At 70.2% G+C, this 12,808-nt stretch carries 10 protein-coding genes and 3 pseudogenes; 8 read left to right on the forward strand and 5 right to left on the reverse strand.

What is annotated here, in order from left to right:
• The first annotated feature begins 4 nt into the window (after positions 1 to 4).
• The gene (locus QE412_RS13330) at positions 5 to 478 is read left to right on the forward strand and encodes a MerR family transcriptional regulator (protein WP_307484615.1); all 474 of its coding nucleotides are present in this window, start codon (positions 5 to 7) and stop codon (positions 476 to 478) included.
• Positions 479 to 487: 9 nt separating this feature from the next.
• Entirely contained in the window at positions 488 to 1,867 is a 1,380-nt protein-coding gene (locus tag QE412_RS13335; RefSeq protein WP_307484618.1) for an ATP-dependent DNA helicase, read from the forward strand.
• Here QE412_RS13335 and QE412_RS13340 read toward each other — a convergent pair.
• Positions 1,855 to 2,508, reverse strand: coding sequence for a biliverdin-producing heme oxygenase (locus QE412_RS13340; RefSeq protein ID WP_307484621.1), 654 nt, complete (start codon positions 2,506 to 2,508; stop codon positions 1,855 to 1,857). The two genes, QE412_RS13335 and QE412_RS13340, sit on opposite strands and share 13 nt — an antisense overlap.
• 197 nt (positions 2,509 to 2,705) lie before the next feature.
• Here QE412_RS13340 and QE412_RS13345 point away from each other — a divergent pair, with 197 nt between their 5' ends.
• From QE412_RS13345 to QE412_RS13370, 6 genes and pseudogenes are all read left to right on the forward strand, one after another.
• Complete coding sequence (locus tag QE412_RS13345; protein WP_307484624.1) at positions 2,706 to 3,977, forward strand: serine hydrolase domain-containing protein; 1,272 nt, start codon at positions 2,706 to 2,708, stop codon at positions 3,975 to 3,977.
• A gap of 7 nt (positions 3,978 to 3,984) precedes the next feature.
• Positions 3,985 to 4,893, forward strand: a complete 909-nt coding sequence (locus tag QE412_RS13350; protein ID WP_307484628.1) for an EamA family transporter — start codon at positions 3,985 to 3,987, stop codon at positions 4,891 to 4,893.
• Between the two features lie 70 nt (positions 4,894 to 4,963).
• A complete protein-coding gene (locus QE412_RS13355) occupies positions 4,964 to 5,290 on the forward strand; it encodes a DUF3140 domain-containing protein (protein ID WP_307484630.1) in 327 nt (108 codons plus the stop codon).
• Between the two features lie 40 nt (positions 5,291 to 5,330).
• Positions 5,331 to 5,522, forward strand: coding sequence for a hypothetical protein (locus tag QE412_RS13360; protein ID WP_307484633.1), 192 nt, complete (start codon positions 5,331 to 5,333; stop codon positions 5,520 to 5,522).
• A 56-nt stretch (positions 5,523 to 5,578) separates the two neighbouring features.
• A complete protein-coding gene (gene corA / locus QE412_RS13365; protein ID WP_307484636.1) occupies positions 5,579 to 6,577 on the forward strand; it encodes a magnesium/cobalt transporter CorA in 999 nt (332 codons plus the stop codon).
• Positions 6,578 to 6,608: 31 nt separating this feature from the next.
• Positions 6,609 to 8,175: pseudogene (locus tag QE412_RS13370) on the forward strand (amino acid permease).
• Positions 8,176 to 8,467: 292 nt separating this feature from the next.
• On the opposite strand, the gene QE412_RS13375 reads toward QE412_RS13370, so the two are convergent.
• The 4 genes and pseudogenes from QE412_RS13375 to QE412_RS13390 all read right to left on the reverse strand — a co-directional run bounded on the left by QE412_RS13375 (position 8,468) and on the right by QE412_RS13390 (position 12,774).
• Complete coding sequence (locus QE412_RS13375) at positions 8,468 to 8,785, reverse strand: P-II family nitrogen regulator (RefSeq protein WP_307484639.1); 318 nt, start codon at positions 8,783 to 8,785, stop codon at positions 8,468 to 8,470.
• Positions 8,773 to 9,774, reverse strand: a pseudogene (locus QE412_RS13380) (putative inorganic carbon transporter subunit DabA); the annotation flags it as partial. The gene QE412_RS13375 and the pseudogene QE412_RS13380, both read right to left, overlap by 13 nt.
• 76 nt (positions 9,775 to 9,850) lie before the next feature.
• A pseudogene (locus QE412_RS17765) lies at positions 9,851 to 11,260 on the reverse strand (putative inorganic carbon transporter subunit DabA); the annotation flags it as partial.
• Positions 11,257 to 12,774, reverse strand: a complete 1,518-nt coding sequence (locus QE412_RS13390) for a proton-conducting transporter transmembrane domain-containing protein (protein ID WP_307484644.1) — start codon at positions 12,772 to 12,774, stop codon at positions 11,257 to 11,259. The pseudogene QE412_RS17765 and the gene QE412_RS13390, both read right to left, overlap by 4 nt.
• Positions 12,775 to 12,808: the final 34 nt, after the last annotated feature.

Here is a 12,808-nt window from a genome sequence, read left to right on the forward strand (position 1 = left end):
GCGCATGACGTCGAACGGGGAGAGCATCGGCGAGGCCGCGGCGCGGTTCGGGCTCGACACCCACGTGCTGCGGTACTGGGAGGACGAGGGCCTGCTGCGTCCGGACCGGGATGCCGCGGGCCGGCGCCGCTTCCACGACGACGACAGCGTGCGTATCGCGGTGATCCTGCGCAACAAGGCCGCCGGACTGTCACTGGAACAGATCCGCGTGCTGCTGGACGAGGGCGCCCCCGACCGCCACCGCGTGCTCGAGGAGCACGTCGCCGAGCTCGACCGGCGTGCCGCCGACATCGCCCAGGCGCGCGCGATGACCGAGCACGCGCTGCGCTGCCGGGCGCACGACATCACGCAGTGCCCGCGATTTCGCCGGCACGTCGACGACGTGCTGTCGGGCGAGGCGCGCTGGCTGCTCCTCCACACCGAGCCGGCGCACGGCGCCGTCCACAGCGCGCCGCCCGACGGGACGCGCGCGAACTAGCATGGGCCGGTGACCACGCCGCCCCTCTCCGCCGAACAGCAGGCGCTGTTCCGGCTGATCGAGGACACCCGCGAGCACGTCTTCGTCACCGGCCGCGCCGGCACGGGCAAGTCGACGCTGCTGCAGCACCTGGCCTGGAACACGAAGAAGCAGATCGCCGTGTGCGCGCCGACCGGGGTGGCGGCGCTGAACGTCGAGGGCCAGACGATCCACTCGCTGTTCCGGCTGCCGATCGGCCTGATCGCGAACGGCGACATCGACCAGAACGACGCCACCCGGAAGATCCTCAACGCGATCGACACGCTCGTGATCGACGAGATCTCGATGGTCAACGCCGACCTGATGGATGCCATCGACCGATCGCTCCGTCAGGCCCGCGGCCGCCGCTCCGAACCGTTCGGCGGCACGCAGATCGTCATGTTCGGCGACCCCTATCAGCTGGCACCCGTCCCGCCGCGCGGTGACGAGGCGCGCTACATCGCCGACCATTACCGCTCGTTCTGGTTCTTCGACGCGAAGGTGTGGTCGGGGGAGTCCGCCAGCGACGGGCTCATCGACATCGGCCGACACGGTGCCGAGTTGCATGTCAACGAGCTCGTCGAGATCCACCGGCAGTCCGACCCCGGATTCAAGACGCTGCTGAACGCGGTGCGGTACGGGCGCGTCACGGCCGAGATGGCCGGCATCCTGAACACCGCCGGAGCCCGCACGCCCCCGCACCCGGCCGACGGCGAGCATCCGATCATCACGCTCGCGACCCGCAACGATCGGGTGAACACCATCAACCGTCGCCATCTCGACGAGCTCGTCGGGCGCACGCAGACGGCCGCCGCCGAGATCTCCGGAGACTTCGGTCGCGGCGAGGCCAACTATCCCGCCGAGATGGAGCTCACGCTGAAGGTGGGGGCGCAGGTGATGTTCCTGCGCAACGACGGAGCGCAGTTCGGCGAGGCGCCCCGCTGGGTCAACGGCACCATCGGCACGGTCACGCGCATCGCCGGCGACAGCGTGCGCGTCGAGGTCGACGGCGTCGCGCACGACGTCGAGCCCGCCGTGTGGGAGAGGTACCGCTACGCCTACGATCCGGGCACCAAGAGTCTCTCGCGCGAGATCGTCGCGGAGTTCACGCAGTTCCCCCTGCGGCTGGCGTGGGCCGTGACGATCCACAAGTCGCAGGGCAAGACGTACGATCGCGCGGTGGTCGACCTCGGGGCGGGGGCCTTCGCACCGGGCCAGACCTACGTCGCCCTCAGCCGCCTCACCTCGCTCGACGGGCTGTATCTCTCGCGTCCGCTCCGCCCCAGTGACATCCGGGTCGACGAAGACGTGCGCCGCTTCATGAAGCAGGCCTGGCTCGGCCGGCAGCAGGCGGCTGCTCAGGCGACCTGAGCAGCCTTCGCGCGGGCGAGATCGGCGAAGAGCTCGGTGTTGAAGCGGTAGGCCACGAGCACCTCGGCGATCACGCGCTCCTTCTCGTCGTCGTCCCATGGGGCGGTGTCGAGCTGTTCGCGGTAGACGCTCTTGAACGCTTTCGGGTCGGCGATGTCGCCGAACAGGTAGAAGCCGATGCCGTTCGTCTCGAATCCGAAGCGTCGCTGCATGAGTCGCCCGATGAACGGGCCCCCCGACAGGTCGCCGAGAAAGCGCGTGTAGTGGTGGGCGACGAAGCCGCCGGGCCAGGTCGCCGCCACCCGGCGGATGCGCGAGACGTAGGCCTGGGTCGTCGGCAGCGGCGTGATGGCATCGCGCCAGTTGGGACCGAGCAGGAAGGCGAGGTCGGCCTCGAGGGCGGGAAGCCGCGTGAGCTTGTCGCTCAGGAACACGGATGCCACGGGGTCGCGGCGCATGCGGATGCCGGCCTCTTCGAGGGCGGCGTAGATGAACCACTGCTGGGCGATGAGCGCGATGTAATCGTCGCGCGTGCCGGCACCGGTCAGCAGATCGGTCATGAACCCGTCGCACTCGTCGGTGGAGTGGGCGCTGCTGGCGCGCTCCCGCAGGGCGGCGGAGAACGGGACGACGACGCTCATGCGGACATCATACGCACAGAGTTAGGATTGCCTAACCCCCAATTTCGCGCGAGTTCGCCGCGAGCTCGACCCGACCGTGACGGTCGTGATGCAGACGTGACGGTCGCGGAGCGCAAGGCCTCCGTTCGCTCAGGTGCCGTGTGTTTGAATTCTTGGAGCGGGCGCTTCGCCGCGCGCGGATTGCTGGGGGTAACTACATGCGGGGATGGCGTCGTTCCGCGGCCATCGCGATCGCGGGAGCGAGCGCGCTCGTCATCGTTCTGAGCGGCTGCACACCCCAGGGCCCCGTGGCTCTCGACATCCCGTCGCAGGTCGACGCGCCCCTGCCCGACGAGACCGTCGCGGAACTGCAGGACGCCGTCACCACCGCGATGGCGGCGACGGGTTCGACCGGCGCCATCGTCGGGGTGTGGGCGCCGTGGAGCGGCACGTGGGTGGCCGGCATCGGCACGCAGGGACCCGGCGGGGCCGCAGTGACCGCCGACCTCGGGTTCCGCGCGGCCGACGTGACGGGCGCCATGACGTGCGACGTGCTGTACGAGCTCGCCGCCGACGGCACCGTCGCCCTCAGCGATCCCGTCACGAAGTGGGTCAGCAACCTCCCCGGGTACGAAGACATCACGCTGCGCCAGCTCTGCGACGGGACCTCGGGGCTCTTCTCGTACACCTCGACCCTCGAGGGCGCGGTCCTGAACAACCCCGACCGCGTCTGGAACCCTCGCGAGCTGATCGCTTACGGCATCGCCGGTCCGCGGTTGAACGCGCCGGGTGCAGCTTTCGCCGATTCCGCCACCAACTACGTGCTGGTCGGCCTCGCGGTCGAACACGCCACGGGCGAGACACTCAGCGACCTGATCGCGGAGCGCGTCGCCGGACCACTCGGCCTCGACGCGACGTCGTTGCCCGCTGCCGCGGCCGCCGACCCGGCCGACGCCTCTTTGCAGGGCTACTGGTCGCAACCGAACGCAGACGGCGCGTGGAACTGCACCGATCCGGCGAACTTCACGGAGATGTCATCGAGCTACGGCGGGGCCGCGTCGGGCGCGGTGACCGACATCGATGACCTCGGGCGCTATGCCCAGGCACTCGCCTCCGGTGCGCTGCTGCCGGCCGACGACGATCGGTTCGCGGCTCCCGTGCCGGTCGGCGGCGATCAGCCCACCTGGTTCACCGCCGCGGGAGGGACCTATCAGGCGGGTTCGCTCATCGGTCAGTACGGCTGGACCCCCGGGTACATGGTCGCGGCTTTCGCCGATCCGAAGACGGGGATGTCGGTCGCCGTCGTGCTGAACAACTCCGGCGGCAACAAGATGACGTCCGCATGGCTCGCTTGGGAGCTGGCGGCGATCGCGTCGAAGGCCCCCGCGGCGCAGGGGCAGACCCTGCCCGAGGCCGGCCTGCCGTGGACCGCGCAGCAGATGCGCGACGGCATCGTGGGCAACGCCATCTGCGCGCAGCCCGCCTCGTGACCGGACGATGACCGCTCGCGGCGGCCAGGGCTCGGCCGCGTCGCTCGTTCTGGTGGGCCTGGCCTGTCAAGAGATCGGTGCGTCGTTCGCGGTGATGCTGTTCCCGCAGACCGGGCCTCTCGGCATCGTCATGCTGCGGTTGGCGTTCTCGGCGATCGTGCTCCTCGTCATCGCGCGTCCGCGGCTGCGCGAGCATACCGGCGTCGCGTGGCGCTCGGTCGTCGGATTCGGTGTCGTGCTGGCATCCATGAACGCCCTGTTCTACCTGGCGCTGGAGCGCTTGCCGCTCGGCGTCACCGTCACGATCGAGGTGCTCGGCCCGTTGACACTGTCGATCCTCACCTCGGCAGGCATCGCGCGCTGGCTCTGGGCCGGCCTCGCCCTCGCCGGCGTCGTGGCGCTGGGAGCCGGCGGATGGGACCGCCTCGACGCCCTCGGCGTCGTGTTCGCCCTGGGGGCGGCGGTGAGCTGGGCGTTCTACATCCTCGCGTCGGCCCGCGTGGGACGGCAGTTCCCGCGGCTCGACGGCCTCGCCCTGGCCATGGCGGTGGGAGCCGTCATCGCGCTGCCTCTCGGCGTGTGGCAGGCAGGACCCGCCTTGATACGTCCCGATGTGCTCGCGCTGGGGGCCGCGGTGGCGCTGCTGTCGTCGACCATCCCCTATGCGCTCGAGCTGGTCTCATTGCGGCGGCTGCCGGCCTCGGCGTTCGCGATTCTGATGAGTCTGGGGCCGGCGACCGCGTCGCTCGCCGGGTTCGCGCTGCTCGGCCAGCACCTGTCGTGGCTCGAGATCGTCGGTATCGCCCTGGTCATCGCGGCGAGCATCGGGTCGGTGCTCGCCGCGTCGCGGCGTGCGTCGGGGGCACGCAACCCCGGACCGGATGCCGACGAACCGCTCAGTGAACCCGTCGGCTGATCGGTGCCACGTGCCGGCCGGGCGGCGCAAGGGGGCCTCTCGCGCCGTCACCGATCGCGAGGATGACCTCATGAGCGACGACGACCAGACCCGCGAGGACTTCGACGAGGCGGTCAACATGACCGCGAGCGAGCTGAAGAAATGGCTCGACACCGACGAGTCGAAGGCGGTCGGGCAGAAGAGGGACGGCGGGGAGTCGACCGGACACGAGAGCGGGCGTCACATCGTGCGCATCCTCGAGAAGAAGAAGGCCGATCTGACCGATGACGACTTGAAGCACATGCGCAAAGTCGTCGGCTACGTCAAGCGGCACAGTGCGCAGCGCCCGAAGGGTGATGTCACCGATACCGACTGGCGATACTCGCTCATGAACTGGGGGAACGACCCGAAGAAGTAACTGGCTGCGCCGGTCACCTTTCGCACGCTATCTTTCACGTGTGAAGCATGCGAAGTTCTTCCTCATCGTCGCCCTGGTGTTCGTCGCGGCAGGCGTTTTCAATATCGTCCTCGCGGTCGTCGACATCGTGAACGGCGCGAGCGTCGCCAACAACGCGTTCTCGGCCGCGCTGGGTGTCCTCTTCATCGTGGTCGGAGTGGCTCAGGCGCTCCGCAGCCAACGCAGTAGGTGATCGGCGGGCATCGCCGACGTCACCCGACGGACACCCGACGGGGGTAGAACGGAAGCATGCCCATCATCGACAGCGCCGTGTACGTCGACGGTCACCGCATCGAGAACCCTTCGAGCCTCGACCAGACCTTCGAGTACATGGAGGCCCACGGCGGGATGGCGTGGATCGGTTTGCTGCGGCCGTCGCCCGAGGAACTCGAGCGCGTCGCGACCGAGTTCTCGCTGCACCCGCTTGCCGTGGAAGACGCCCTCGCCGGACACCAGCGCGCCAAGCTCGAGCGTTACGGCGACAACCTCTTCGCCGTGCTGCGTCCGGCCCGCTACATCGATGCGACCGAGACGGTGGAGTTCGGTGAGCTGCATGTCTTCATCGGCACCGACTACGTCGTGACCGTGCGTCACGCCGAGGTCCCCGATCTCTCGCGCGTGCGCCGGCGCCTCGAGAAGCAGCCCGATCTGCTCGCGCGCGGGCCGGAGGCTGTGCTGTACGCGATCCTCGACGAGGTCGTCGATCAGTACGACCCGGTCGCGCGGGGCCTGCAGAACGACGTCGACGAGATCGAGGACCAGCTCTTCAGCACGCGCGGCGCAGACCTCACGCAGCGCATCTATGAACTCGCCCGGGAGGTCATCCACTTCCAACGGGCGGTCGAACCGCTGCGCGACATGGTCGCCGCCCTGCTGCGCGGGGCCGACAAGTACGGCGTCGACATCGAACTGCAGCGGTCGCTGCGCGACGTCCTCGACCACGCGCTGCGCCAGAGCGAGAAGCTCACGGCGTTGCGCGCCATCCTCGACAACGCCCTCACGGTGAACGCGACCCTCGTGACCCAGCGCCAGACCGAGACCTCGCTGGAGCAGAACGATCAGGTCAAGAAGATCTCCGGATGGGCGGCCATCCTCTTCGCACCCTCGCTGGTCGGGGGGATCTACGGCATGAACTTCCGGGACATGCCCGAGTTGAACTGGACCTTCGGCTACCCCATGGCGCTCGGCCTGATGGCGGCGACCTCGATCGGTCTGTGGCTCGCGTTCAAGCACAAGCACTGGTTGTGAACGGCATCCCGCACCCGTCATCGGGCGCGGGATGCCGGGCAATACGGCGCGTTTGCTGGACAGCAGCTGCGGGAATCGACTGAATGGGACCGTGAACGACACTCCGGGCTCGCATGACGCCGCAGAAACCCTGCACACCTCGACCGTGCAGCTCGAGGACAGCGGGTACCACAAGGGACTGACCTCGCGTCAGGTGCAGATGATCGCCATCGGCGGGGCGATCGGCACCGGCCTCTTCCTCGGGGCAGGCGGACGCCTCGCCGAGGCCGGCCCCGCGATCGTCATCTCGTACGCGGTGTGCGGCGTGTTCGCGTTCATCATCCTCCGAGCTCTCGGCGAACTCGTGCTGCACCGACCGACGTCGGGGTCCTTCGTGTCGTACGCCCGCGAGTTCTTCGGCGAGAAGGCCGCGTTCGTCTCCGGCTGGTTCTACTGGATCAACTGGGCGATGACGACGATCGTCGACATCACCGCCGCTGCGGTGTACATGAACTTCTTCGGCAAGTACGTGCCGTGGATCGGGGCGGTGCCGCAGTGGACGTGGGCCCTCCTCGCGCTCGTCACCGTGCTGGCCGTGAACCTCGTGTCGGTGAAGGTGTTCGGCGAGCTGGAATTCTGGTTCGCCCTCATCAAGGTGACCGCGCTGGTGGCGTTCCTGCTCGTGGGCATCTACTTCGTCGTGTTCGGCACCCCCACCGGTGCCCCCGTCGGGTTCTCGCTCATCGCCGACAACGGCGGGTTCCTGCCGAATGGCATCCTCCCGGCGATCCTGCTCATGCAGGGCGTGGTGTTCGCGTACGCCTCGATCGAGTTGATCGGCACCGCGGCCGGCGAGACGAAGAACCCCGAGAAGGTCATGCCGCGCGCCATCAACTCCGTCGTGCTGCGCGTGGCCGTGTTCTACGTCGGATCGGTCCTGCTGCTGTCGCTGCTCCTGCCGTACACGGCCTACTCGAAGAACGAGAGCCCGTTCGTGACGTTCTTCGCCTCGATCGGGGTGCCCGGCGTCGACGTGATCATGAACATGGTCGTCCTGACCGCGGCGCTGTCGTCGCTGAACGCGGGGCTGTACTCGACCGGTCGTATCCTGCGCTCGATGGCGATCGCGGGCTCCGCCCCGCAGTTCGCGGCCCGCATGAACAAGGCGGGCGTCCCCTACGGCGGCATCGCCATCACCGCCGTGGTCGCGCTGTTCGGAGTGGTGCTGAACCTTCTTCGTGCCCGAGGACGCGTTCGAAACCGTGCTGAGCGTCGCCTCGATCGGCATCCTCGTGACCTGGGCGACGATCATCATCTGCCAGATGCGCCTGAAGCAGCTGGCCGATCGCGGGGTGCTCCAGCGGCCCTCCTTCCGCCTGTTCGGGGCGCCCTACACGGGATACGTCACGCTGGCGTTCCTCGCCGGTGTGCTCGTGCTCGTCTTCGTCGACTCGCCCGCCACGCTCGCGGTGACGGTGGTCGCGGTCGTCGCCATCGTGATCGGGTGGTACGCGTGCCGGACGCGAATCGCCGCGCTCGCCGCCGAACGTGAGGGCTACACCGGGACCGTGCCGGTGGTGCCGAGCCCCTTCCCGCCGACGTCCGACGCGAACGACTGACGGCTTCGGCGCGATGCCCGGCTGTCGCGCTGAGAACAGGGGATCGCGCGGGAACAGGTCGTGGGGTGGTTCGCGCGGCCTGTTTCGGCGCGATGCCCTGTTGCGGTGGGCCGGCGCGCGGGCCCGGCGCGGGGCCGGGCGTGGCGCGCGGGGCCGGGCGTGGCACGTGGGGCCGGGCGTGGCGCGTGGGGCCGGGCGGTGCGCGGGAAGTCGGGCAGCACCGACACCCGCACGGTGGCGAGGACGTCGCCGAACGCGACGACGGCCTCGCGAGACCGGGGCGGGTCCGTCGTCACTGGAAGTAGTCCGGCCGGCTGACGAAGGTGTCTGTGACGAACATCACCCCGCTGCAGGAGTTCAGCAGTTCACGCACGGCGGAGATCAACTCGCCCGCGCGGCCCTCGGGCAGCACGGTGATGAGCATCGTGAGCGTGTCGAAGTCGTTGAACAGCAGCGTGCCGCAGTGCTGACCGCCGTGGCCGATGCCCGACACCCCGGACACCGAGGTGTATCCCGTCGCTCCGGCGGCGGTGATCAGTTCGCGCATCGCGGGGGCGTTGCGGGCGGGAACGATGATCTCGACCTTGGTCATGGGGGTCATTCCGTGCATGAGGGCTTCTCCGTCTCGAGGGTGGGGGTGGTGACCCGCGACCAGCCGCGGGGGGTGTGTCGCAACCACGGGGAATGCGCGTCGTCGCGCGCGGTCAGGGTGATCCAGTCGTTGTCGAACAGGTCGCGCAGCACCTGGTTGTCGGACACGATCCGGCCGATGCGCTCGAGCGGAGCCTGAACGACGACGCTCAGCCGCAGCGGCTCGTGCAGCAGCGCGTCGCCGACGCCGACGGACTGCCAGGGCAGTCCGCGGCGCAGGTCGCCGCTGTGACCGGAGAGCACGCCGATCCCGCCGATGGCGTTGTGGATCGTCTTCGTGCCGGCGCCGAGGGTGTCGGGGTTCAGCGCCGAGAAGTAGTACTGGTGGTTGATCCACTGCGCGACGACGAGCGGCGCGGTCAGGATCGACTGCAGCGCGTCGCCCGTCGGATCGATCTCCGCCCGGTACGAGTGCAGGAACACGCGTCGCCGCAGATCCACGCCCCGCGTCATCTCGCGCGGGCCCACGATCATCGCGGCGTTTCCCGCGAGCCCCAGCTCGGGGTAGACCTCGGCCCAGTCGTGGGCACGCGAGCGCAGCCGGCGAAGCGACTGCGAGGAGCGTGCACCGGGTAGATCCGCGGCGCGTTCGCGCACCAGTCGGTCCGCCGCCTCGCGCGTGCGCGCGGTGAACGCTTGCACCGCGGGACCGTGCGACGCGGGCACGAGGTGCACGTCGAGCACCGTGAGCGTGTCGGCGACGGTGTCGTGCAGCGCCGCGACGAAGACCGTGTCGGCGGGGATCGGCAGGCCGCGCCCAGCGAGCCGTTCGCGCACGGCAGGGTCGTTGAAGATCGCCGCCGCCGCGCGGGCGTTCACGGCGCCCGGGTTGCCGCCGCAGGCTCCGCAGTCGAGGGCCGACTGGTAGAGGTTGTTGGTGCTGGTCGAGCCGTGTCCGCTCAGCACGACCAGCGGAGCGAATCGGTCGAGGCCCATCATCCGCAGACCCGCCTCGGCGAGGGGCCGCCCGTTCGTCGAGAGTGAAGGCGTCGGCGATCGTCACCTCGGTGGGCGACGGCGGCGCGACCAGGCGGCGCCACCGCTCGGTCACGGTGCGGTGCAGCGTGGGAGCGAGCGTGCGCGAGAGCGACGAGGCTCCATAGAGCCAGCCGGTGGTCTCGGCCAGGGCGAATGGTGTGGCGGCGGCGTTCTCGGTGGTGTGCAGCGCGTGCGCCGCGGCATCGAGCATGCGCAGTCCTCGGATGCGTGCGCGGGCCCGAGCCGGCACGGCGGGTGTCTCGGTCACGGCGTGCCGTGGGCGTAGCAGCGCGGGGAGGGAGTCCACGGACCCGCGCCCCTCGTACGCCCGGAATCGGATCGGCACCCCGAAGAACCCGGCGAACCCGAGCGTCTCGATGCCGGGGTCGGCCTCGAGATGCCGGCGCACGCCCTCGGAACGCGGGTCGATGCACATCACCACCTGCACGTCGGCGCCAGAGGAGAGGGCCGAGGCGTGCGAGATCCCGCCGAGCAGCCGGGTGCGGTACTGGCCCTCGAAAGCGTTCTGCCACGTGAAGACGTGGTCGGCGAGCGGGTGCAGCGCGAGCACGCGTGCGAGCGCCGCCACGTCGGTGCGCTGCGCACCGTCGGCTGCGTAGCGGTTCGCGAGCAGCTCGGCCCGCTCCCACAGGCCGGCGCCCGGGTCGTTCCGCGGGTCGGCGGCCTGCTCGTTCGCCTCGGGGAGCGGGCTCGGGGCGCCCGGTGCGAGATCCAGGATGACGCGGAGGGTGAGCCGGAGGGCGAGGTACTCGGTCAGATCGACATCGCCCGTGTGTTCCCCACGCCACTTCAGATAGCTCGTCCAACCGGGAAGCGCCCGCAACTCGCGCTGCAGCACGCTGACGGCGTCGGCGTCAGCCACGTTCAGAGCGTTCAGGCAGGCGGCCAGGGCGGGTAGGGGCCGGTCGGGCAGGAGCGCGAGACGCCGGCGGGCGGCCCGGGGCAGGTGCGGGTCGTGGCGCGCGAGGCCGCGCCACGCGGCGTAGAGCCCGCGCTCCCGGTTCGGCATCGGCCACTGGGGGTCGGGGTCGACGAAGGCGGCCACCCACGTCGCCACGGTGCGCTCGAGCGGGTCGGGAGCCGGCACAGCGGCGGGGGCCTGCTCCGGGTGCTCGGCGGCGAGCATGTCGTCGACGAGGATCTCGACCGCCGAGCGGGGCCCGCCGCCCACGTCGACGGGACCGAACCCTGACGCCTCTCCGATGCGCTCGAGCACGGCGGCGGTCAGATCGGCGCGGGTGATGCGCCCCTCGGCGAATGCCGCCCGGTAGTGGGCCGGTGTCATCGTGAGGGCGATGCCCGGCTCGCTGATGTCGGCGAAGCGCGTGCTCTCGTGGGCCGCGAGCGGGTTGACGGCGATGAACGACTCCAGCGGCCATGCGGCGATGACCTCTCGGGCCGCCTGGGCGACATGGGTCTGGACGTGCAGGTTCACGGCGCGACTCCGATCCGGTGTGAGGGGGTGAGGGCGGTGCGGGGTGCGGGGCGGACGGACGATGCGGCCACGGCGCGGGCGTACAGAGCGCGGTGCAGGGCACCGCCGATGCGGCCCGAGCGCGTGACGAGCTCGAGCGCAAGCAGCAGCAGGCCCGGCAGGAGCAGCAGCCAGGGAGACGCCGGTCGGGCGCCGGACGCCGGGGCGATCAGGTGGTGGAAGGACTCGAGGAAGCACAGGTAGAGCAGCCCGCCTCCGATGAGCCCCGCTGCCGCGCCGATCACGGTGCCCGGCGTCATGCTGCGGCGCAGGCCCGCGGTGACGGCGACGATCGCGGTGCAGGCGACGAAGCAGAGCAGGGCCAGGTTCGCGGGGGCGATCCGGGCCGCCAGGAGCGCTTGACCGCCCGCGAGCACCGCGACGGCCAGTGCGACGGCGAGGGCGATGGCCGTGACCGTTCTTGCCGGGCGGGCCGGGGGCGGTGTGGGCCAGGAGCGGTGCTCCGCCCGCACCGCGACTCCGCTACCGGCCGAGAGGAACATCGCCGACTTGTACAGGGCATGTGCGATGAGGTGGAACACGGCGCCGGCGAAGGCACCCATGCCGACGGCCATCATCATGAAGCCCATCTGTCCCGCCGTCGAGAACACCAGCCGTCCCTTGACGTCGGGTTTCACCAGGCGCACCGCCGTCGCGTAGACGAGTGTCACCGCTCCCGCGGCGAAGATCAGCAGCATGGCGGCCGCCATCGGTGCGATCAGCGGCGAGAACCGGATGAGCAGGATCGCGCCGGCGTTCACCACCCCCGCGTGCAGCAGGGCGGAAACGGGGGTGGGTGCCGACAGGGTGGCGGGCAGCCAGCGGTGAAACGGCACTTGCGCCGACCGCCCCAGGGCCGACACGACCAGGAGCAGCGCCACGATCCCGGCGCTCTCGGACGGCAGCACGCTCGTCAGCCGCGCGAAGCTCACGTCGCCGCCGGCGGCGACCGTCAACACGAGTGCCGCGAGCACCAGCGGAGTGTCGGCGATGAGCAGGTTGAGCGCTGTACGCCGCATCCCCTGACGTGCCTGGGGGAGCGTGCCGTACGTGCCGAGCAGGGACACGAGGCAGATGCCGGCGGCGATCCACCCGGCGGTGAACACGAGCACGGAGCCCGCGCTCACCATCACCGCCGAGCTGCCTGTCAGCGCGTTCGCCCAGATCACGAACCACCGCTGCCGGTCGTCGCCGCGCAGGTATCGCAGCGCGTACACCTGGATCACCGCGCTGAGGCCCGACACCAGGATCAGCATCACGACTGCCAATGCATCGCCCGCCCATGCCGTCTCCTCGGCGGGCGCGCCGCCGGCGGCGCGCAGGGTCGCGCCGCCGATCGCGGCCAGCGCTCCGGCGGCGGTGATCGCCGCGGCAGCGCGTGCGGCGGTGGCCGCGGTCGCCGCACGGGGAACGGCGATCACCGCAGCGACCCACGGGGCCGCGACGGCGACCGCGAGCATCGTGCTCTCGACCATGAGGTTCTCCTCGCATCAAGTGTCTTTCAAAACG

Source organism: Microbacterium trichothecenolyticum, from assembly GCF_030818955.1.
In the GTDB taxonomy this organism is placed as follows: domain Bacteria; phylum Actinomycetota; class Actinomycetes; order Actinomycetales; family Microbacteriaceae; genus Microbacterium; species Microbacterium trichothecenolyticum_B.